At 61.6% G+C, this 20984-nt stretch carries 17 protein-coding genes; 8 read left to right on the top strand and 9 right to left on the bottom strand.

From position 1 onward, the window contains the following. Positions 1–226: 226 nt before the first annotated feature. From oxlT to AC5ZGW_RS31880, 8 genes are all read right to left on the bottom strand, one after another. Positions 227–1516, bottom strand: coding sequence for an oxalate/formate MFS antiporter (oxlT, locus tag AC5ZGW_RS31845; protein WP_130227138.1), 1290 nt, complete (start codon positions 1514–1516; stop codon positions 227–229). 417 nt (positions 1517–1933) lie between these two features. Next, entirely contained in the window at positions 1934–3433 is a 1500-nt protein-coding gene (locus AC5ZGW_RS31850) for a tripartite tricarboxylate transporter permease (protein WP_130227139.1), read from the bottom strand. 30 nt (positions 3434–3463) lie between these two features. Next, positions 3464–3904: a tripartite tricarboxylate transporter TctB family protein gene (locus tag AC5ZGW_RS31855; RefSeq protein ID WP_456671229.1), complete on the bottom strand. Its 441-nt coding sequence runs from the start codon at positions 3902–3904 to the stop codon at positions 3464–3466. A 235-nt stretch (positions 3905–4139) separates the two neighbouring features. After that, positions 4140–5147: a Bug family tripartite tricarboxylate transporter substrate binding protein gene (locus tag AC5ZGW_RS31860; RefSeq protein WP_130227141.1), complete on the bottom strand. Its 1008-nt coding sequence runs from the start codon at positions 5145–5147 to the stop codon at positions 4140–4142. Positions 5148–5632: 485 nt separating this feature from the next. Next, positions 5633–5773, bottom strand: a complete 141-nt coding sequence (locus tag AC5ZGW_RS31865) for a hypothetical protein (RefSeq protein WP_160168903.1) — start codon at positions 5771–5773, stop codon at positions 5633–5635. Positions 5774–5975: 202 nt separating this feature from the next. Then, on the bottom strand, positions 5976–7253 hold the full coding sequence (frc, locus tag AC5ZGW_RS31870; RefSeq protein WP_028167402.1) for a formyl-CoA transferase: 1278 nt from the start codon (positions 7251–7253) through the stop codon (positions 5976–5978). A 158-nt stretch (positions 7254–7411) separates the two neighbouring features. Further along, the gene (gene oxc / locus AC5ZGW_RS31875) at positions 7412–9145 is read right to left on the bottom strand and encodes an oxalyl-CoA decarboxylase (protein ID WP_130227142.1); all 1734 of its coding nucleotides are present in this window, start codon (positions 9143–9145) and stop codon (positions 7412–7414) included. 80 nt (positions 9146–9225) lie between these two features. Beyond that, entirely contained in the window at positions 9226–9921 is a 696-nt protein-coding gene (locus AC5ZGW_RS31880) for a GntR family transcriptional regulator (RefSeq protein ID WP_210384870.1), read from the bottom strand. A gap of 217 nt (positions 9922–10138) precedes the next feature. On the opposite strand from AC5ZGW_RS31880, the gene AC5ZGW_RS31885 reads away from it, so the two are divergent. The 7 genes from AC5ZGW_RS31885 (at position 10139) to AC5ZGW_RS31915 (ending at position 18730) form a co-directional block, all read left to right on the top strand. Further along, positions 10139–12268 (top strand): acetate--CoA ligase family protein, encoded by a 2130-nt coding sequence (locus AC5ZGW_RS31885; protein WP_130227143.1) that lies wholly within the window; start codon positions 10139–10141, stop codon positions 12266–12268. 115 nt (positions 12269–12383) lie between these two features. Beyond that, the gene (locus AC5ZGW_RS31890) at positions 12384–13229 is read left to right on the top strand and encodes an IclR family transcriptional regulator (protein WP_028167406.1); all 846 of its coding nucleotides are present in this window, start codon (positions 12384–12386) and stop codon (positions 13227–13229) included. A 55-nt stretch (positions 13230–13284) separates the two neighbouring features. After that, positions 13285–14346: a ketopantoate reductase family protein gene (locus AC5ZGW_RS31895; RefSeq protein ID WP_165435302.1), complete on the top strand. Its 1062-nt coding sequence runs from the start codon at positions 13285–13287 to the stop codon at positions 14344–14346. 320 nt (positions 14347–14666) lie between these two features. Further along, the gene (locus AC5ZGW_RS31900; RefSeq protein ID WP_130227145.1) at positions 14667–15449 is read left to right on the top strand and encodes an ABC transporter ATP-binding protein; all 783 of its coding nucleotides are present in this window, start codon (positions 14667–14669) and stop codon (positions 15447–15449) included. Continuing rightward, positions 15446–16300, top strand: coding sequence for an ABC transporter permease (locus tag AC5ZGW_RS31905; protein ID WP_130227146.1), 855 nt, complete (start codon positions 15446–15448; stop codon positions 16298–16300). The genes AC5ZGW_RS31900 and AC5ZGW_RS31905 overlap by 4 nt, the downstream gene beginning before the upstream one ends. 23 nt (positions 16301–16323) lie before the next feature. After that, positions 16324–17307 (top strand): ABC transporter substrate-binding protein, encoded by a 984-nt coding sequence (locus tag AC5ZGW_RS31910; RefSeq protein ID WP_130227147.1) that lies wholly within the window; start codon positions 16324–16326, stop codon positions 17305–17307. A 4-nt stretch (positions 17308–17311) separates the two neighbouring features. Then, positions 17312–18730, top strand: coding sequence for an amidase (locus tag AC5ZGW_RS31915; protein WP_130227148.1), 1419 nt, complete (start codon positions 17312–17314; stop codon positions 18728–18730). A gap of 116 nt (positions 18731–18846) precedes the next feature. On the opposite strand, the gene AC5ZGW_RS31920 is transcribed toward AC5ZGW_RS31915, so the two are convergent. Continuing rightward, entirely contained in the window at positions 18847–19077 is a 231-nt protein-coding gene (locus tag AC5ZGW_RS31920) for a hypothetical protein (protein ID WP_130227149.1), read from the bottom strand. Between the two features lie 96 nt (positions 19078–19173). Between AC5ZGW_RS31920 and gcl the strand changes: the two genes are divergently transcribed. Continuing rightward, on the top strand, positions 19174–20976 hold the full coding sequence (gcl, locus tag AC5ZGW_RS31925) for a glyoxylate carboligase (RefSeq protein WP_130227150.1): 1803 nt from the start codon (positions 19174–19176) through the stop codon (positions 20974–20976). Positions 20977–20984 lie beyond the last annotated feature (8 nt).

The following is a 20984-nucleotide window of genomic DNA, read 5'->3' on the forward strand; positions in this document are numbered from 1 at the left end:
CGCGTGCCTGCGGTTGCGGCCTTCTGTCGCAAGTTTGTGACTTATCGTCGCAAGCACCGGGTGGATGTTGGTATACTATATCCCACAATGCAAGCCGAACTTGTGCTGCATTGCGGTATAGGCCATGCCGCAGCTCGGCGGTCACGGCGAGTTCGGAAAATCGGAAGCGCAGCAAAAAAGCGCCCGGCTGTGGGCCGGGCGCTTCATACCAAGTCTGTTGCGCGATCTACGATGCGCCCGATTTTTCCACCACGACCTTGCGCCATGGCTTCAGCACGAGGATGGCGAGCAGCGATGCCAGGATGTTGGCGCCGGCGGCGATGAGAAAGACATTGTCCCAATTGCCAGCGGACTGCTGCACGTAGTTCGCAAGCGGCACCAGCAGCGCGGCCGTGCCCTTGGCGGTGTAGAGCAGGCCGGCATTGGTGGTCGCGAATTTCGAGCCGAAGGTGTCGGTGCAGGTGGAGGGGAACAGCGAGTAGATCTCACCCCAGGCGAAGAACACGAAGCCCGACAGGATCACGAACCAGATCGGATCATGACCCCACATGTAGAGCGCCCAGATGCCGATGCCCTCCATGCCGAAGGCGATGAACATCGTGTTCTCGCGGCCGATCATGTCGGAGATCCAGCCGAAGAACGGACGTGTCAGGCCGTTGAGGACGCGATCGATGGTCGCGGCGAAGGTCACGGCGGTCATCGTCATGCCGATCAGGGTCACCGGGACGCTGTCGATCTTCCAGTCCACAGCGATCGGCTTCAGGTTCGCCGTCACCATCAGGCCGCCGGCGCCGACGATCACGAACATGAAGTACATCAGCCAGAAGATCGGCTGGCGCAGCACTTCCGTCGGCTGATAGTTGCGCCGGCTCTGAACCAGATTGGCGTTCTGCGCGACCATCGGAACCTGTCCGGACTTCGGCGCGAGCAGGAAAAAGGAGAGCAGCACGATGATGATGCCCTGGCCGAGACCGAAATAGAGGAAGGTGGTCTGGAAGCCGGAGTCCTTGATCATCGCCTGGATCGGCGCGACCGTCAGCGCCGAGCCTGCACCGAAGCCGGCTGCGGTGATGCCGGCCGCCAGACCGCGCTTGTCGGGAAACCATTTCAGCGCGTTGCCGACGCAGGTGCCGTACACGCCGCCGGCGCCGATGCCAGCGATGATCATGCCGAGATAGTAGCCGTTGAGCGAGGTCGCCTGGGCATTGATGGCCCAACCGATGGCGCAGAGGATGCCGCCGACGAGAACCACGATGCGCGGGCCGTATTTGTCGACGAACCAGCCTTCGACCGGCACCAGCCACGTCTCGAACAATACGAACAGGGTGAATGCCCACTGGATCGAGGCGCGATCCCAACCGAATTTTTTCTGAATGTCGGGGACGAAGAATGTCCACCCGTATTGATAGTTGGCGATCATCACCATCGCTGCGACGCCGATCGCAAGTTGTGTCCAGCGAAAGGTATCGCTGACACGGGCGGTTGGCGGAGCCGCGGCCTGCACCATCTCTGTCATAGGTCCTCCCAAGGCGCGCCTCTGTTATCTTATGTCCCGAACGCGCGGCGGCTATCTTGGTATTTAATATGCCAACATTCAAGCATCGGTGTGAGGCGCGCGCAAATGTCGCAGGCGTGCGTTGGTACTCGGCCTCAACAACAACTTGGCTCAACCGAACGGGTTCACGTCAAACGCAAGACGATGGTCCACAGCGCAATTTCTATCGACGCTGTGAAGCGACTGGATTCACGCAAGAATCGTCGCGGGTGATCTGAAGGTCAGCTCTGGAAAGCGAGTTCGGCACGCCCGCTTTGGACTGGCGGATCCAGGAGGTCTGCGAGCGGGTAGGTGGGACGCGAGAAGTGCGATAACACCGATCGCCCAGCCGTTCAGAGTCCTGGCATTTTATATCCCAGATTTTGAAGGGGCCGCGCCTCAGGCGGCCGCTGTTCGCAGCCGGCTGTAGCCTTCCTGAATCGCGGACCAGAAAAGGGCAACGAGCCCGAGGATCATGATGGTGCTGACCAGCCCATTTGAGAAAAATACGGCGAGCGAGCCTTGCGATCCGAGCAGCGATTGCCGGAATGCCTCCTCCGCCTTGTCGCCGAGCACAATGGCCAGCACCAAGGGGGCGAGAGGATAGTTGCACTTCTTGAGCAGATAGCCGAGCACGCCGAAGACCAGCATCAGCATCACGTCGAATGTGCTGTTGTGAACCGAATAGGCGCCGATTGCGCAGAGCACCAGAATAAGGGGCGCAATGATGCTGAACGGCACGCGAAGGATCGCGGCGAATATCGGCACGCAGGTGAGCACGACGAGCAGGCCTGCGAGATTGCCGAGATACATCGAGGCGATCAGACCCCAGACGAATTCCTTCTGCTCGACAAATAGCATGGGGCCGGGCTGCAGGCCCCAGATCAGCAGGCCGCCGAGAAGAACAGCCGCCGTCGGAGATCCCGGCACTCCGAGCGATAGCATTGGCAGCAATGCCGAGGTGCCGGCGGCGTGAGCTGCCGTCTCCGGCGCGATCACGCCCTCGATTTCTCCCTTGCCGAAATTCTTGCCGTTCCTCGCCAGCCGCTTGGCGATGCCGTAGCTCATGAAGGATGCCGGCGTTGCTCCGGCCGGCGTGACACCCATCCAGCACCCGATCAGGCACGAGCGCAATGACGTCACCCAATATACGGGCAGCTCTTTCCAGGTTTGCAGCACCACGCGCAGATTGATTTTCGCGTTGCCGCCGCGGAAGCTCAATCCTTCCTCCATTGTCAGAAGGATCTCGCCGATACCGAAGAGGCCGATGACGGCGATCAGAAAATCAAACCCGTTGAGAAATTCGGTGATCCCGAACGTCAATCGCAACTGCCCTGTGATCGAATCGAGGCCGACGGCCGCAAGCGCGAAACCGATCATCATCGCGGCGATGGTCTTGAAAGGCGGCTCCTTGCTCAGCCCGACAAAGCTGCAAAACGCCAGGAAGTACACAGCGAATTTTTCCGCAGGACCAAATCGCAGCGCGAAGCTTGCGACCAGCGGCGCAACCAGCGTGATCATGGCGACAGCGAACAGTGCGCCCACGAACGAGGAGGTGAAGGCTGCCGTCAACGCTTCGCCAGGCTTGCCCTGCTGTGCCATCGGATAGCCATCGAACGTCGTTGCCACCGACCAGGGTTCACCGGGTATGTTGAACAGGATCGAGGTGATGGCCCCACCGAACAATGCGCCCCAGTAGATGCAGGATAGCATGATGATCGCCGATGTCGGCGGCATGCTGAAGGTCAGCGGCAAGAGGATCGCAACGCCGTTTGCGCCGCCGAGCCCGGGAAGCACGCCAATGATCACCCCGAGCATGATGCCCACGACCATCAGCATCATGTTGTAGGGCTGCAGGGCTACGGCGAAGCCGTGAAAAAGATTGGCGAGTTCTTCCATTTCGATACGTCCTGCAATAGCGAACGGCTTCTATAGGCCGAGCCATTCCTCGATAGGGCCTTTGGGAAGGGGAACGAGGAACCAGCGTTCGAAGACAAGATAGGTGATGATGGGCATGCCGAACGCCACCGCAGCCGTCGGGAGCCATCGGTAGCCGCCAAGCCACCGCATGAACCAGCCGATGAAAATGATCGAGGCGACATAGAGCCCGACAAAGGGCATCGAACCGACATAGATCGCGGTGGGCACGACCACGCTCATCACCTGGCGAAGTTGTCCCCACTCCGCGAACAATCGGTCGTCATGGTCGCGCAGCGCGCTCCAGAGATTGATGGCGCTCGCTGCGACGATGGAGATTCCAATGTAGAAGGGAAAGAAACCCGCGCGCGGGCCTTCCGCGCCCCAACTGATGCCCGCCTTCACGCTGCCGATGATCACGATGATGCCGAAGGCTGCAATCAGCAGCGTCATACCGGTTTCCATCGTCTTGTGTGTCGGGCCGGCAGCGTCTGATCTACGCGCAGTCATAGAGCCTCCAGGCTGAACCGTGATCTCGGGACAGAGCTTCGGTTCTGATGGAATCAGAACCGAAGCTCTAGATTCTTGTTTTGACGCGTTTTCTTCACGCGAACCGGTCTCCACTTCGCTCGAAAACGCTCTAGAAATTGAGGGGCACGCTCGTGCGAGCGTGGTTGATATCGCCGGATCAATTCGCCGAGGCGAGGAAGCCAGCCTCTTTCATCAATACCTCGTGGCGCTTTTGCTCCGCCTCGACCCACTTGGCGTAGTCGGCCCCGGTCAGGAAAGTGGTGTTGAATGCGCCGCTCTTCATGAAATCCTGCCATTCAGGCGTGGCGCGCACCTTCTTGAACAGTTCGACGTAATATTCGATGTGATCCTTGGTCGCCTTCGGCGGCATGAAGATGCCGCGCAACATCAGATACTCCATCTCGAGACCCTGCGATTTGCAGGTCGGAATATCCTTCCAGCTCTTGCCGTCGGCGATCGGCTCGTCATAGGCCATCGGCTGGGCGTCGAAGACGCAGAGCGGACGGAGCTTGCCGCCGCGCCATTGCGCGACCGCTTCGATCGGATTGTTGACGGTCGAATCGACGTGGTTGCCGACGAGCTGAACGGCGACTTCGCCGCCGCCCTTGTAGGGGATGTAGGTGAACTTGGTGTCGATCGCCTTCTCGACGGCGACCGTGATGATCTGGTCCTCCTGCTTCGAGCCGGTGCCTCCCATTTTGAACGTGCCGGCCGGCGCTTTCTTTACGGCGTCAACATATTCGCCGACCTTGTTGTAGGATTTCTCGGCATTCACCCAGAGCACGAATTCGTCGAGCGCCAGCATTGCGACGGGGGTCATATCCTTCCAGTTGAAGGGAATCCCCGTTGCCAATGGCGTCGTGAAAAGGTTCGAGAGTGTAATGATGATCTTGTGGGGATTGCCCGATGAGCTCTTCACATCGAGAAAGCCTTCACCTCCGGCGCCGCCGGCCTTGTTGATGACGACCAGCGGCTGCTTCATCAGGTTGTGCTTGGTGACGATGCCCTGGATTGTGCGCGCCATCTGATCGGCACCGCCGCCTGTGCCGGCGGGTACGATGAACTCGACCGGACGAACCGGCTCCCAGGCGGCAGAGACCCCGGTACCGCTCGCGCACAACGCCGCGACGGCTGCCCATGCAAAATGCAGAATGGAATGCTTCATCTGGTGTCCTCCCTGTCGAACTTTGAACGCGCCGCTCTTTGTCGGCTTGCGAGCAACCCGTCTCGATCACGTGCTTCGGGTCATAGGGCGTCTTTCCGGTGATCGATCACCTGTTACGATCGTGCTGCCGATTGGAACTGTATGAGGGCTGTTCAGGCGCGGCATCCGCTTCTTTCGAATAATGCTCGATCCCCTGGAGGAGCCGGGAAGGTTAGATCGCCCTTGGCCTCTTGCGCCGGACTGACGCCCTCAGGCTGGTTGTTGTCGGCTAGCGTACTACTCTAAGGTATGCGACATACCAGCTTGCAAACAATCGGCGTGGTGGACCACTTTCCGAGCTACTTTGTCGCAGTTGGGCCGTCACCGGTCATTCCGGAAGAAAAAGAAATGGCCCCGGAGCAGGGGCCATTCGTTCAAAGAAAATGTGGTTCTCGGCGGCGCTACCTCGACGGCGTTGGCGCCGGAATTGGCATCGCTGCGAAGCCTTAGAGGCCGAAGCGCGGGAGGTCGCCGTTGCGGATGGAGATCTCGGCGCTCTTCATCAGCAGCCGATCGATCGTGGCCAGCAAACGTCCCCACAGCGAGGTCGGGGCCGAAATTGCGATGGAAGCGGTCTTGGACATCATGTCCCCTTCTGAAGTTGCAGCGGAACTACCGCTTCGTGATCTGGGGACAATCTATGTATACCAGATGCCAGCAGCAACGCATTTGTTTGCATAGCAGCATCCGCCTTTTGCAATGCAGCATAGATCAGTTATCAGGCATCCCAAATGGCAAAAAGACCGCCGGGGGTCCCCGGCGGCCTTTGTGTCCAGCTTGATGGCCTTCTTACTCGGCCGCCTGCTTTTGCGGCGGGTCGAGTGCGCCGGAGTCGTGGATCTCGGCGACCTGGTGATCGCTGAAGCCCAGCACCTGGCGCAGAACCTCGTCGGTGTGCTCGCCGAGCAGCGGCGAGCGGAGCACCTCGCTCGGGCTGTCCGAGAGCTTGATCGGGTTGCCGACCGACAGATACTTGCCGCGGGTGGGGTGGTCGACCTCGACCACGGTGCCGGTCGCGCGCAGCGACTGGTCCTCGGCGAGTTCCTTCATCGACAGGATCGGGCCGCAGGGGATGTCGTATTGGTTGAGGATCTCCATCGCCTCGAACTTGGTCTTGGTCGTGGTCCACTGCTCGATGCGCGCGAAGATCTCGTTCAGCCGCGGCAGGCGGGCCGGCGGCTTGGCATAGTTCGGATCGGTCTTCCAGGTGGGCTCGCCGATCACGTCGCAGATCTTCTCCCAGACCGGCGCCTGCGTGATGAAGTAGATGTAGGCGTTGGGATCGGTCTCCCAGCCCTTGCACTTCAGGATGCGCCCGGGCTGGCCGCCGCCGGAGTCATTGCCCGCGCGCGGCACGGCGTCGCCGAACGGAATGCCTTCACCGAACTGGCTGTATTCCTTGAGCGGGCCATGGGCGAGGCGCTGCTGGTCGCGCAGCTTGACGCGGCAGAGGTTGAGCACGCCGTCCTGCATCGCAGCGGTGACGCGCTGGCCCTTGCCGCTCTTGGTGCGGTGGAACAGGGCGGTGACGATGCCGAGCGCAAGATGCAGCCCGGTGCCGCTGTCGCCGATCTGCGCGCCGGTGACGAGCGGCACGTCGTCGCGGAAGCCGGTGGTCGAGGCCGCGCCGCCGGTGCACTGCGCGACGTTCTCATAGACCTTGCAGTCCTCATACGGACCGGGGCCAAAGCCCTTGATCGAGGCCACGATCATCTGCGGGTTGATCTGTTGGATCTTCTCCCAGGGAAAGCCCATGCGGTCGAGCACGCCGGGGCCGAAATTCTCCACCAGCACGTCGCACTTCTTGATCAGCGCGGTCAGGACTTCCTTGCCCTTCGGGTTCTTGGTGTCGAGCGTGATCGAGCGCTTGTTGTGGTTGAGCATGGTGAAATACAGGCTGTCCACGTTCGGGACGTCCTGCAACTGGCCACGCGTGATGTCGCCGACGCCGGGGCGCTCGACCTTGATCACGTCGGCGCCGAACCAGGCCAGGAGCTGGGTGCAGGTCGGTCCCGACTGGACATGGGTGAAATCGAGAATGCGAACGCCCGTAAGCGCCTTAGTCATCTGTCCTCTCCTTGTTACTACCTGTTGCTGTCATGCCCGAGAAGGCGGGCATCCAGTAATCACCATCGATTCAGTCGGGCTCAGTGTTCGCCTCACGATAGCTCGGCGGCTACTGGATTCCCCGCTTTCGCGGGGAATGACGCCGTTCAGTTGATCCGTTACTTCTTCTTCAGAACGCTCTGCGGATTGAGATTGCCGATGCGGCCGCTCTCCGAACCCGCCGCCGGATCGATCACCGCGTTGATCAGCGTCGGCTTGCCGGAGTCCATCGCCGCATTGACGGCACGCTTCAATTCATCCGGCGAGGTCGCGTTGACGCCGACGCCGCCGAACGCCTCGATCATCTTGTCGTAGCGCGCGCCCTTCACGAACACCGTGGTGGCGGGATCGGCGCCGGCCGAATTGGTGTCGGTGCCGCGATAGATGCCGTCATTGTTGAAGACGACGACGCAGACGGGCAGGTCGTAGCGGCAGATGGTCTCGATCTCCATGCCCGAAAAACCAAAGGCGCTGTCGCCTTCCACCGCGAGCACCGGCTTGCCGGTCTCGATGGCGGCTGCGATCGCATAGCCCATGCCGATGCCCATCACGCCCCAGGTGCCGACATCGAGCCGCTTGCGCGGCTGGTACATGTCGATGACGCCACGGGCGAGGTCGAGGGTGTTGGCGCCTTCGTTGACGAGGATGGCGTCGGGCCGCTCCTTGATGACGGTGCGGAGCACGCCGAGCGCGCCGTGATAATCCATCGGCGAGGCATTGCTCATCAGCTTCGGCGCCATCTTGGCGACGTTCTCGTCGCGCTTGGCGTTGACTTTTGTAGTCCAGTCGGCGGGCGCCACCGGCCAGTTGCCGCCCATGCCCTCGAGCAAAGCAGTGACGCAGGAGCCGACATCGCCGACCAGGGGAGCTGCGATCTCGACGTTGGAATCCATCTCCTTCGGCTCGATATCGACCTGGATGAATTTCTTCGGCGCGTCGCCCCAGGTCTTGCCCTTGCCATGCGAGAGCAGCCAGTTGAGGCGGGCGCCGATCAGCATCACCACGTCGGCATCCTTCAACACCGTCGAGCGGGCGGCGCCTGCGGATTGCGGATGCGTGTCGGGCAGGAGGCCCTTGGCCATGCTCATCTGCAGGAACGGCGCGCCGCTCTTCTCGACGAAGCTGCGGATCGCGTCATCAGCCTGCGCGTAGGCCGCGCCCTTGCCGAGGATGATCAGCGGACGCTTGGCGCCCTTGAGCACGTCGAGCGCGCGCTTGACCGCCGACGGGGCAGGGATCTGCGCCGGCGCCGCATCAATCACCTTCACCAGCGACTTCTGGCCGGCTTCGGCGTTCATCACCTGCGAGAACAGTTTTGCCGGCAGGTCGAGATAGACGCCGCCGGGACGGCCGGACACCGCGGCACGGATCGCACGGGCAAAGCCGATGCCGATATCCTGCGCATGCAGCACGCGGAACGCCGCCTTGCAGAGCGGCTTGGCGATCGCGAGCTGGTCCATTTCCTCATAGTCGCCCTGCTGCAGGTCGACGATCTCTCGCTCCGAGGAACCGGAGACCAGGATCATCGGGAAGCAGTTGGTGGTGGCGTGCGCGAGCGCGGTGAGGCCGTTGAGGAAACCGGGCGCCGACACCGTCAGGCAGACGCCGGGTTTCTTGGTGAGGAAGCCCGCGATCGCAGCCGCGTAGCCTGCGTTCTGCTCATGGCGGAACGACAACACGCGAATGCCCGCCGCCTGCGCCATGCGGCCGAGATCCGTGATCGGAATGCCCGGCACGCCGTAGACGGTGTCGATGCCATTCAGCTTCAGCGCGTCGATGACGAGATGGAATCCGTCCGTCAGCTCTTGTTCCGTGCCCGGTGCTTCAGTCGTCTTGGTGGCAGTATTTAGCATGGGCCTTGGTCTCCCTCTGGCTTTTCTGGTTCGGACGAGTTCGTCGTCTTCTGAGTGACGCTTTAAGTGAAAAGTTCTTGTTAAGTGAACAGTTCTTGGCCGTGCGCTTCGACGTAAGCGGCAAGGCCAAGCGTGTGGTCGCGCGCGCGCTTTTCCGCGAGCTCGGTGTCGCGCGCCTCGAGCGCCTCGATGATGCCGAGATGCTCGGGTAGCGATGTCGCGGTGCGATCCTTCCGCCCGATCGTGAGCTGCCGATAGCCGCGCACATGCAACAGGATGTCGTTGGTCATATCGACCAGGACCTGATTCTCGGACAGCGAGATCAGGGCCTGATGGAAGGCGATGTTGGCCTTGGAATATTCCTCGATGTGATCTTCCGGCCGGCGGTCGCTGTTGAAATCCTTGAAGAAGTCGCGCAGCGCCGTGATGTCCTTCTTGCGCGCGGTGGTCGTGATCAACCGTGCGGCCATGCTCTCGAGCGCGGCCCAGGCGCGGATCATGTCGACGATCTCGGTCTTGGTGCGGCGGACCACGACGATGCCGCGGCGCGGCACGGTTTTGACGAAACCGTCCTGCTCGAGCATGGCGATCGCTTCGCGGATCGGGGTGCGGCTGACGCCGAGGCGCTCGGACAAGGCGCGCTCGTCGAGCATCACCGGCTCGGGCGTCGTATAGATGTCCATCTTGAGAATAGCTTCCTTCAAGGCCTCATAAGCCTTGTTCTTGAAGCTCGTCTCTGGCGCGATCCTGACGATCGCAATATCTGCCTCAGCCATAGCAGGCGGTGCCTTGGTTTCCTTAGGTGTTGCCACGACTCGTCTCCTCCGTTTCGGAGACGTCTTCTTAGCAGAAGAAATACCATCAGGTTTTTGGCATGCCAAATACCAGAATGTCAAGTTGCCATTGTTTTCTGCATCAGGCGAGAGAAGACCGGCTTGACTTTTTGGCTTCTGGCATACCAAATGCCATCAAATTTGTCCTGGGAGGAAGCCGATGTCAAATTCAAAGGATGCAGTCCGCAAGGTTCTCGATGCGGTCAAAGCGGACAAGCGCACGAGCCTGACGGCGCCGGAGGGCAAATTGGTCTGCGATGCCTACGCGATCCCGGTCCCGAAGGAGGACGTCGCCAAGTCGGCGTCCGAGGCGGCGCGGATCGCGTCCGGCATGGGCTTCCCGGTGGTGATGAAGATCGTCTCGCCGGACATTCTCCACAAGACCGAGGCCGGCGGCGTCGTGGTCGGCGTCAAGACCGCGGCTGACGCCGAGAAAACCTTTGAGACGATTCTCGCCAACGCCAAGAAGTACAAGGCCGACGCCAAGATCGAGGGCGTGCAGGTCCAGCAGATGCTGGGCGGCGGCACCGAGGTGATCATCGGCTCGATCACCGATGGCTCGTTCGGCAAGCTGGTCGCCTTCGGCCTCGGCGGTGTGCTGGTCGAAGTGCTGAAGGACATCACCTTCCGCCTCGCGCCCGCGACGAAGGAAGACGCGCTGTCGATGCTCGACGGCATCCAGGCGCATGAGATGCTCAAGGGCGTGCGCGGCGGGGATCCCGTCAACCGCGAGGCGCTCGCAGACGTCATCGTCAAGGTGTCGCGGCTGGTCAGCGATTTCCCCGAAATCGTCGAGCTCGACCTCAATCCCGTGTTCGCCACCAAGAAGGACGCGATCGCCGCCGACGTGCGTATCGTCGTCGATTTCGACTACAAGCCGCGCCCGGCGCCGCGACCCACCGAGGAAATCGTCGCCGCGATGAACCGCATCATGCAGCCGAAGGCGGTCGCCGTGATCGGCGCCTCCGCCGAAGACGGCAAGATCGGCAACTCCGTGATGAAGAACCTCATCAACGGCGGCTACAAGGGCGAGATCTATCCGATCCACCCGAAGGCGCCCGAGATCCTCGGCTACAAGGCCTACAAGAGCGTCAAGGATGTGCCAGGGGTGATCGATGTCGCCGTGTTCGCGATCCCCGCGAAATTCGTCGCCGGTGCGCTCGCCGAATGCGGCGAGAAGAAAATTCCCGGCGCCGTGCTGATCCCGTCCGGCTTTGCCGAAGCCGGCGCGCCTGAATTGCAGGCCGAGATCGTCGAGGTCGGCAAGAAGTACGATATCCGCCTGATGGGGCCGAACATCTACGGCTTCTACTACACGCCGGCTAACCTGTGCGCGACGTTCTGCACGGCCTACGACGTCAAGGGCCATGCGGCATTGTCATCGCAATCCGGCGGCATCGGCATGGCGATCATCGGCTTCTCGCGTTCGGCGAAGATGGGCGTTTCCGCGATCGTCGGCCTCGGCAACAAGTCCGATATTGACGAGGACGATCTGCTCGCCTTCTTCGAGCAGGACCCGAACACCAATTTGATCGCGCAGCACTGTGAAGACCTGAAGGACGGCCGCGCCTTTGCGGAAGCCGCCAAGCGGGTCTCAAAGAAGAAGCCGGTGATCGTGCTGAAGGCCGGCCGTACCTCGGCGGGCGCCAAGGCTGCATCGTCGCACACCGGCGCGCTCGCCGGCAACGACAAGATCTATGAGGACGTGTTCAAGCAGTCCGGCGTGATCCGCGCCCGCAGCTTGCGGCAACTGCTCGAATTCGCCCGTGGCGTGCCGGTGCTGCCGACGCCCAGGGGCGAGAACGTGCTGATCATCACCGGCGCCGGCGGCTCGGGCGTGCTGCTGTCCGACTCCGTGGTCGACAACGGCCTGTCGCTGATGCAGATGCCGCCGGACCTCGATGCTGCCTTCCGCAAGTTCATCCCGCCGTTCGGCGCCGCCGGCAATCCCGTCGACATCACCGGTGGTGAGCCGCCGATCACCTATGTCAACACGGTGAAGCTCGGTCTGTCCGATGATCGCATCCACGCGCTGATCCTCGGCTACTGGCACACCATCGTGACGCCGCCAATGGTATTCGCGCGCAACATGGTCGAAGTGAAGAAGGAGATGGAGGCCAAGGGCTTCCTGAAGCCGATGGTGGCCTCGCTCGCCGGCGACGTCGAGGTCGAGGAGGCCGCCGAATATCTCTACCAGCATGGCATTCCGGCCTATGCCTATTCGACCGAACTGCCTGTCGAGGTGTTAGGGGCCAAGTACAAATGGGCGCGTGGCGCTGGCCTGCTGTAACGAATGTGAAAATGCCGCTTCGGAGAAATCCGGAGCGGCATTTCGGTCCAGGGACCGAACAAACTGGCGAATCCGATAGCGAACGCGTCTTCCGCAACGGCTGAAGCAGGTCGCGATGAAGAGGGACGTGATCCGGCGCAAGGCGCTTGCGCCGAAATCCACCACCGACGATTACGAAAGCCGCGACGGCGGCGTACAATCCGTCGACCGCGCGCTCTCGATCATCGAGACGCTCGCCGAAGACGACGAAGGCTACCGCCTGAGCGATCTTGCGATCCGCACGGGGCTGTCGACCTCGACCGTGCATCGTCTGCTGGCAACGCTCGAAAGCCGCCGCTTCGTGCAATTCGACCGCACCGAATCGAAATGGCATGTCGGCGCCCGCAGCTTCACCGTCGGCGCCACCTTTGCGAGGCGCCGCAACTTCACCGCCCAGGCAGTTCCCTATTTGCGCAAACTGCGCGACCTCACGCGTGAGACCGCCAACCTCGCCGTGGTCGACGACGAGTTCATCGTCGTGCTCACCCGCATGGAGAGCCGCGAGATCATGCGTTCGCTGACCAAGGTCGGCGGTCGCGTGGCGATGGTGGCCTCCGGCGTCGGCAAGGCGGTGCTGGCGACATATTCGGATGAGGACGTCAGCGCGATCATCCGCCATCATGGCATGCCGCGCCTGACCGAGAAGACGATCACGCGGCCGAGCGACCTGTTCAGGGAACTCGAACGCGTCCGCCGCCAAGGCTACGCCGTCGACGACGAGGAGGCCTGCATGGGGCTGCGCTGCATCGCCGCCGTCGTCTACAACGATTGCAGCGAGCCGCTCGCGGCGATCTCGGTATCAGGCATGACCAGCCGCCTGACCGACGATAGGCTGGCCGCACTCGGCCAGACCGTGCGCGAGGTGGCCGCCGAGCTGACAGTTGCGCTCGGTGGCGTGATGCCTGCGACGAAGCCTGACTGATCGTTCAGCCGTCATGACGCCGACGCCGCCCTGCGGCGCGACGCGTGCATTTGGCATGGGTCGGAAGATAGCGATCGTCGGGGCTGGTGCCGTCGGCGGGTATGTCGGTGCCCATATGGTGCAGGCGGGCGAGGACGTGACGTTCATCGATCCCTGGCCTGAGCACATCGACCACATGAGGAAGCACGGACTGCGCGTCACCCACGCAAGGGACGTCGCGGAATTCTCGGTTCGCGTGCGCGCGCTGCACGTCACCGACGCGCAGCAGCTCGCCAAGGAGAAGCCGGTCGACATCGCCTTCGTCTGCATGAAATCCTACGATACGGCCTGGGCCACCATGCTGGTCCAGCAGTATCTGGCGCCGGACGGCTATGTCGTGTCGCTGCAGAACTGCATGAATGAAGAGACGATTGCCGGTATCGTCGGCTGGGGCAAGACGCTCGGATGCATTGCCAGCAGCATCACGGTCAACCTGCCTGAGCCCGGCCATATCCACCGAGGCGCCGGCAAGGGCGGGGCGGCGCACACCGTATTTCGCGCCGGTGAAGTGCACGGCCGTCTCACGGCACGGGCGGAGGAGATCTGCCGTCTGGTGGGCTATTCCGACAGCGCCAAAGTCACCGGCAATCTCTGGGGCGAGCGCTGGTCGAAACTGGTCGCCAACGTCATGGGCAATGGGCTCTCGGCCTGCACGGGTCTATCGGGCGGAGACATGTTGCAGAGCGAACCGATGCGCCGTTTCTCCACCCGGCTCGGCAGCGAAGCGATCCGCGTCGGTCAGGCGCTCGGCTATCAATTGGAGGAGATCCTGCACCTGCCGCCCGAGACGATCGCGCGTGCCGGAGAAGGCGACGAGACGGCGATGCGCGCGTGCGACGAGCAGCGCTTCAAGGACGGCAAGCGCACTTCATCCGAGCAGCGTCCCTCGATGGGCCAGGACATGCAGAAAGGCCGGCGCACCGAGATCGAATTCCTCAACGGTTTCGTGGTGCGCGAGGGCGAGAAGATCGGCTTGTCCTGCACGGCCAATGCCGTGCTGACCGACCTCGTCAAGCGCGTGGAGCGCAATGAGCTGAGCCCGGATCCGCGGCACATCACGGAGCTGCGATTGAACTGAGCCGATTTGTTCACCTAGATGTGCTCGCAAGAGCAGAGCAGGGTTGACGTCTGAGCTGGCGGCTGGAGCGGACGAACTCCGTTCCGCTGAAGCGCACAATGGCTGTCTGGAGACACTGCGATACGGAATCTCAGCATTCGTGCGCGACAGCCTGAGAGGGCAAAATGCGCTGGCTGCAAAAAGGCAGCACGTGCTCGAATCGAAGGCAGCAAGAAGCACATCCTGACGGAACGCACGCTCAACAGCGCAATTTCTTGCGCACTTATGCCGTCGCGTTTGGCACGGTGGTTGCTTGAAGTGCATGGTGGACAGGAGACACCATGTCATCGCCCAAAGTGCAACTTCGTTTGAACGGCATCCGTAAGAGCTTTCCTGGAAAGGAAGCAGCGACGCAGGTTCTCGACGGCTTAACCTTCGATATCCATGAGCGTGATTTCGTCAGCATCATTGGCCCGAGCGGCTGTGGCAAGACGACGGTGTTCAATATTATCGCCGGCCTCGTGGATCCCGATGATGGCGTCATGCTCTATCGCGGCCAGGAAGTGGAAAGCTTGCGCGGTCGCGTGGGCTATATGATGCAAAAGGACTTGCTTTTTCCTTGGCGTACAGTGCTGGACAACGTTCTGCTCGGCCTTGAGACCAAGGGCGTCGATCCAAAACGGGCTCTGGATACCGCGAGGGAATATCTCAGCACGTTCGGTCTTTCCGGCTTTGAGAACTCATATCCCAAGATGCTGTCCGGCGGCATGCGTCAGCGCGTGGCCTTGATCCGCACTCTCGTGCTCGATCCCGACATCCTGCTGCTCGATGAGCCGTTCTCGGCGCTCGACTATCAGACGCGGCTGTATCTCGAAGGCATTCTGATGGAGGCGGTGGAAACCTTTCACAAGACCGTGATCCTCGTGACCCATGACATCGATGAGGCAGTGGCGCTTTCCAAGCGCGTGGTGGTGCTCAGTCAACGTCCGGCGCGCGTGAAGGCCGTTCACGACATCGCGTTGAACGAACATTCGCCGATCGCGGCGCGAAGCGATCCGCGCTTCTCCGGTTATTTCCACACGCTCTGCGCGGAGCTCGACATCCAGACCAGGAAGAGTGCATGACGGAAACGGCCCAACTTGTAAAAAACGCGGCGCTCGCTCGCCCACGCGAGAAAAAGCGCCGCAATGTGTTCGATTCTCTTATCGGGCGGAGCGCTCTTCAGATCCTTGCCGTTGTCGGTTTCTTCCTGCTGTGGGAAGCGGCGGTGCGATGGGGATGGTTGTCGGGCTTCCTCGTTGGTCAGCCGAGCGGCGTTCTGCGCAACCTCATCGGCTCCATCGCGAACGGCTCTCTTTTCACTGACACCGGTTACACAATATTCGAGGCAATCCTGGGATTTGCCTTCGGTACCGTGATCGGTTCGGTCATCGGCCTTGCGCTGTGGTACTCGGTGTTCGTGGCGCGGCTGGTGGAACCGTTCATCGCGGCCATCAACTCGGTGCCGAAAATCGCGCTGGCGCCGATCATCATCCTGTGGTTCGGCACCGGCTTGCTATCGAAGGTCGCGCTCGCGATCTCGCTCACCTCCATCGTCGCTCTGATCACCGCCTACCAGGCGGCAAAGGACGCGGACAAGGATCTCCAGGCGCTGCTTTTCTCTATGGGCGCGTCCAAGCAGCAGATCTTCAAGCGGGTGATCGCGCCCTCTACCTTGCCCGCGATCATCGCCACCTTTCGGATCAATATCGGCTTCGCCCTGGTGGGCGCGGTCGTGGGGGAATTCATCTCTTCCCAGCATGGTCTCGGCCACGTCATCTACGTGGCCTCGAGTCTTTACGATCTCAATACGGTGTGGGCTGGCCTGTTCACGCTGATGCTCGTTGGCTTTCTTTTCTACCACTTGGTCGAGGTCATCGAGAATTGGCTGCTTCCCTGGAAGCAACAGCAGGGCGGCACGCAGATCAACGTTTGATCTTCTGTCAGGAGACTTCTAAAATGAGACGGCGAATTCCGAAATTGAGCACTCTTTCCGTTGCCCTCGCTCTTGCGCTCGGCATAGCCGCAGCAGGGCCGGCTTCCGCCGAGATGAAGAAGGCGACCATTTCTCAGGCGTTTCAATCGCTGCTATACCTGCCGCTCTACGTCGGCATGAACGAGGGCTTTTTCGAGAAGCAGGGGCTTGATCTCAACAAGGAGAGCGCCGGCTCCGGAAGCGTTGCTCTCTCGGCCGTGATCTCCAAGAGTGCGCAATTCTCGCTTCATGGACCCGAATGGACAGCTATCGCTGCGTCCAAGGGCGCCCCGGTGAACACGATCGCCAACGTCGTGAATGGCGCCGCGGTATGGATCGCCGCCACGCCCGACTTCAAGTTCGACAGTGTGAAAGATCTCAAGGGACAGAAGATCGTGACTGGCCTGATGCCGACCACCAGCACCTCGCTGTTCATCAAGCTGCTGAAGGAAAACGGCATGGACGCCAGCAAGGACGTGGAGATGATCCAGGTTCCGCTGGGCACCGAGCCCGGCCCCTTCGTTGCCGGCCAGGCCAAAGTGGCGGTCATGTACGAGCCCGGCCTCGACCAGGTGGTAGCCAAGGGCATGAAGGTGGTGGTCGGCTTCCCGAAACTGTACGGCGCCTATGCCTTCTCTACCATCACCGCGCGCAACGATGTCGATCCGGACCTTGCGCAGCGGCTGACCAATGGCCTCGAAATGGCGGTGCGTTTCATGCACAAGAACGAGGCGCGCACGGTGGAAATCGCTCAGAAGGAATTCCCGAATCTTGAGCCTGCCGTGGTGGAAGCGGCGGTGAAGCGCATGCTTGCCGACAACGTTTACCCCACCAGTGTCGATATCACGCCCGACGCGCTGAAGCTTGCGCTCGAGACGCAGATCGCGCTCGGCAATCTCGCCGCCCAGCCTGACTACAAGACCTTTGTTCCAAGAACCTATATCGAAAAGGCGATATCCACGAACTGAGCTTTTGCTGATCTTCGTCGCCGACCTTCGTCGCCGCGGCTTCGGGCTGAACCCGGAGCCGTTTGCCTTTAGACCTTTCTCACCTCGGTTACAGGTCCATCCGGAAATGAACTTCGCGCAAGACCACTGTGGGGTCGTCGAAATCGTCCGCATGATCGCGGGGGGCTCGGCACAAGCGCAGAACCTGATTGCGGTCAGCCACGCGCGCGCCGCGGCTGTCGAACCCGACCTTCGCGCCTTCACTTATTTGCCGTCCAAACCGCCGATCGTTTCAGCGGGAAATGGACCACTTGCAGGCGTCGCAATAGGCGTGAAAGATCTCATAGACACGGCCGATATGCCGACCACCTATGGCTCGCCGGTGTATGCGGATCACCAGCCGAATGAGGATGCCTGGGTGGTCAGCCGCCTGAAAGATCTCTCGGCAACAGTTCTCGGCAAGACGGTCACCACCGAATTCGCGTGGCGCGAACCCGGCCCCACCCGCAACCCGTGGAATCCAAGGCATACGCCCGGCGGTTCATCGTCCGGCTCTGCGGCAGCCGTTGCAAGCGGCTCGGTGCAAGCGGCGCTGGGCACGCAGACGCTGGGTTCGATCCTGCGACCTGCCGCCTATTGTGGTGTGGTGGGATTAAAACCCAGCTTTGGCACCATCAGCCTGAAGGGCGTCCATCCGCTCTCTCAGTCCCTGGACCACCTCGGCCTGTTCGCCCGCAGTGTGGATGACGCCGCGTATCTGCTGGCGCTGCTGGCGGGCGGCCCCGGTGCTTCTCCGCAGGCGCCGTTCCAGATTTCTCCTGAAGGCGTCGATCCTTTTCCCGCGCCGCGGATAGCGTGGCTTCGTCCGGCGGCAACGCCGCCCTTGGACGAAAGCCAAAGCACGTTGCTCGCGCAAGTCGCCATTCTCTTCAGAGATGCCGGAGCGATCGTCGAGCCGTTTGCGTTGCCTGCGGAGTTCGAGCAACTGCCGGCGCTCTCCGCTACGCTCTGCGGCGCGGAGGGGGCCGCGAATTTCGGTGATCTGGTCACACGTTTCCCGGACAAGACCAGCGCCCGGCTTCAGGCCCTTGTCGAACGCGGCGCGCCGATTTCCGCGACCGAGTATATTTCCGCCCGCGCCAAGCAGCTTGCGCTGCGCGCCGACTTTACCCGCGCGCTCGCAGGTTTTGACGCTGTTCTCACGACCGCAGCAACTGGCGAAGCGCCGGAAGGATTGTCTGATACCGGCGACCCTGGCCTGTGCGTGCCTTGGACAACTCTCGGGGTTCCGGCGATCGCATTGCCCGCTGGCATCGGGCCGAACGGCCTGCCCATGGGCATCCAGCTTGTCGCGCCATTCGGCGAAAACCTGAAGCTGCTGCGGATCGCCAAATGGTGCGAAACCTCGCTCGCTATCAAGAACGGGGGCCAGCGAAGCGAATAGATGCGGTGGTTGGAAGGCGGTATTCGCTTTTGAGTTTGACTTCAGCGCTCTTAAATCACCGTCGTCGAACGAACGAGCTCTCGGCCGGGAGCAAGTAATCTGATGCTCGTCGGTTGCTACTTTTGCTGAATACGGCTCAGATAATCGATAACAGCGAGGATGCGTGTGCGTACGACGACATCCGGGCTTTGCTCCGGCCCGGCCATCTTCCAGCAAGATGGATCAACATAGTGAGGCAAGTTGACAATGGGATTGAATCGTTCCCCCAAATTGGCATTCTTTCCGCTGCTGTCGCATGCTTTCATTCCATCGGCGATCCAATCGTTTGATCTGGCGCGGTTTTTCACCGTTCATTCCGTATCGTGGGAAACAAAATCAGCGTCGTTGAGATCGTCGAGCGCTCCCGTGATCATCGCGCCGATGCAACATCAGCGAGGCGCGAGATGGCGAAGATGCGGGCGGTCGATGCGGCGGTGCGTATTCTGGAGAAGGAAGGGGTCAATTGCGCGTTCGGCGTTCCCGGCGCGGCGATCAATCCGCTCTATTCGGCGCTGAAGAAGCGCGGCTCAATCCGGCATATCCTTGCGCGCCACGTCGAGGGCGCCTCCCACATGGCGGAGGGCTATACCCGCGCCAAATGCGGCAATATCGGCGTCTGCATCGGCACGTCGGGGCCCGCGGGCACTGATATGATCACCGGGCTTTATTCGGCGATCGCCGATTCCATTCCAATCCTCTGCATTACCGGACAGGCGCCGCGGGCGCGGCTCTACAAGGAAGATTTCCAGGCCATCGATATCGAGTCGATCGCAAAGCCGGTGACGAAATGGGCGGTCACGGTGCGCGAGCCCGGCCTCGTGCCGCGCGTGTTCAGCCAGGCGTTTCACCTGATGCGCTCGGGGCGTCCGGGTCCCGTGCTGATCGATCTGCCGCTCGACGTGCAGCTCGCCGAGATCGAATTCGACGATGAGACCTATGCGCCGCTGCCGGTCTACAAGCCGACCGCGACGCGCGCGCAGATCGAGCGCGCGCTGGAAATGCTGAACATGGCCGAGCGGCCGCTGATCGTGGCCGGCGGCGGCGTTATCAACGCTGATGCATCCGAACTGCTGGTGAACTTCGCGGAGACCATTAACGTGCCGGTGGTGCCGACGCTGATGGGCTGGGGCGCAATTCCCGACGATCACGTGTTGATGGCCGGGATGGTCGGGCTGCAGACCAGCCACCGCTACGGCAATGCCACCATGCTGCAATCGGATTTCGTGCTCGGCATCGGCAACCGCTGGGCCAACCGGCACACCGGCTCGATTGAAACTTACACCAAGGGCCGCACCTTCGTGCATGTCGATATCGAGCCGACGCAGATCGGCCGCGTGTTCAATCCGGACCTTGGGATCGTCTCCGACGCCAAGGCAGCGCTTGAGCTGTTCGTGAGCGTTGCGAAGGAATGGCGGAAAGCCGGAAAGCTCCGCGAGCGGCAGGCGTGGCCGGCCTCATGCCAGGACCGCAAGCGCACGATGCTGCGCAGGAGCCACTTCGACGATCTGCCGATCAAGCCGCAGCGCGTTTATCAGGAGATGAACCGCACCTTCGGCCGCGACACCTGCTACGTCACCGTGATCGGACTGTCGCAGATCGCTGGCGCGCAATTCCTGCGTGTCTATCACCCGCGCAACTGGATCAATGCCGGTCAAGCGGGCCCCTTGGGCTGGACGCTCCCCGCCGCGCTCGGCGTGCGCGCCGCTGATCCGGAGCGCGAAATCGTCGCGCTCTCGGGCGATTATGATTTCCAGTTCCTGATCGAGGAGCTCGCGGTCGGCGCGCAATTCAAATTGCCGTACATCCATGTCGTCGTGAACAATTCCTATCTCGGCCTGATCCGCCAGGCGCAGCGCGGCTTCGACATGGACTACCAGGTGCAATTGTCGTTCGAGAACATCAACGCGCCGGAGATCGGCTCTTACGGCGTCGACCATGTCGCGGTCGCCGAAGGCCTCGGCTGCAAGGCGATCCGAGTCACCGATCCGAATGATGCGCAGGCGGCGTTCGCGACCGCGCGCGAATGGATGGCGAAGTATCGCGTGCCGGTGGTGGTGGAGTTCATCCTCGAGCGTGTCACCAATATCTCGATGGGCACGGAGATCGACAACGTCGTGGAATTCGAGGAACTGCTCGATCTGCCGCTGGACGAGGTGCCGCCGCGCGTTGACGCACGTCAGCCCGGCAAATTGTTGCCCGCCGAGTAAGGAGTTTG

It is taken from the genome of Bradyrhizobium sp. Crot121 (genome assembly GCF_059512385.1).

Excerpts from the sequence above, each read along its gene's own strand:
- AC5ZGW_RS31895 (WP_165435302.1), top strand. The coding sequence starts at position 13,285 with ATGGGTCGGAAGATAGCGATCGTCGGGGCTGGTGCCGTCGGCGGGTAT.
- frc (WP_028167402.1), bottom strand. The coding sequence starts at position 7,253 with ATGACTAAGGCGCTTACGGGCGTTCGCATTCTCGATTTCACCCATGTC.
- AC5ZGW_RS31885 (WP_130227143.1), top strand. The coding sequence starts at position 10,139 with ATGTCAAATTCAAAGGATGCAGTCCGCAAGGTTCTCGATGCGGTCAAA.
- AC5ZGW_RS31880 (WP_210384870.1), bottom strand. The coding sequence starts at position 9,921 with ATGGCTGAGGCAGATATTGCGATCGTCAGGATCGCGCCAGAGACGAGC.
- AC5ZGW_RS31910 (WP_130227147.1), top strand. The coding sequence starts at position 16,324 with ATGAGACGGCGAATTCCGAAATTGAGCACTCTTTCCGTTGCCCTCGCT.
- AC5ZGW_RS31865 (WP_160168903.1), bottom strand. The coding sequence starts at position 5,773 with ATGATGTCCAAGACCGCTTCCATCGCAATTTCGGCCCCGACCTCGCTG.
- AC5ZGW_RS31890 (WP_028167406.1), top strand. The coding sequence starts at position 12,384 with ATGAAGAGGGACGTGATCCGGCGCAAGGCGCTTGCGCCGAAATCCACC.
- AC5ZGW_RS31905 (WP_130227146.1), top strand. The coding sequence starts at position 15,446 with ATGACGGAAACGGCCCAACTTGTAAAAAACGCGGCGCTCGCTCGCCCA.
- oxlT (WP_130227138.1), bottom strand. The coding sequence starts at position 1,516 with ATGACAGAGATGGTGCAGGCCGCGGCTCCGCCAACCGCCCGTGTCAGC.
- AC5ZGW_RS31900 (WP_130227145.1), top strand. The coding sequence starts at position 14,667 with ATGTCATCGCCCAAAGTGCAACTTCGTTTGAACGGCATCCGTAAGAGC.
- AC5ZGW_RS31855 (WP_456671229.1), bottom strand. The coding sequence starts at position 3,904 with ATGACGCTGCTGATTGCAGCCTTCGGCATCATCGTGATCATCGGCAGC.
- AC5ZGW_RS31860 (WP_130227141.1), bottom strand. The coding sequence starts at position 5,147 with ATGAAGCATTCCATTCTGCATTTTGCATGGGCAGCCGTCGCGGCGTTG.
- gcl (WP_130227150.1), top strand. The coding sequence starts at position 19,174 with ATGGCGAAGATGCGGGCGGTCGATGCGGCGGTGCGTATTCTGGAGAAG.
- AC5ZGW_RS31850 (WP_130227139.1), bottom strand. The coding sequence starts at position 3,433 with ATGGAAGAACTCGCCAATCTTTTTCACGGCTTCGCCGTAGCCCTGCAG.
- oxc (WP_130227142.1), bottom strand. The coding sequence starts at position 9,145 with ATGCTAAATACTGCCACCAAGACGACTGAAGCACCGGGCACGGAACAA.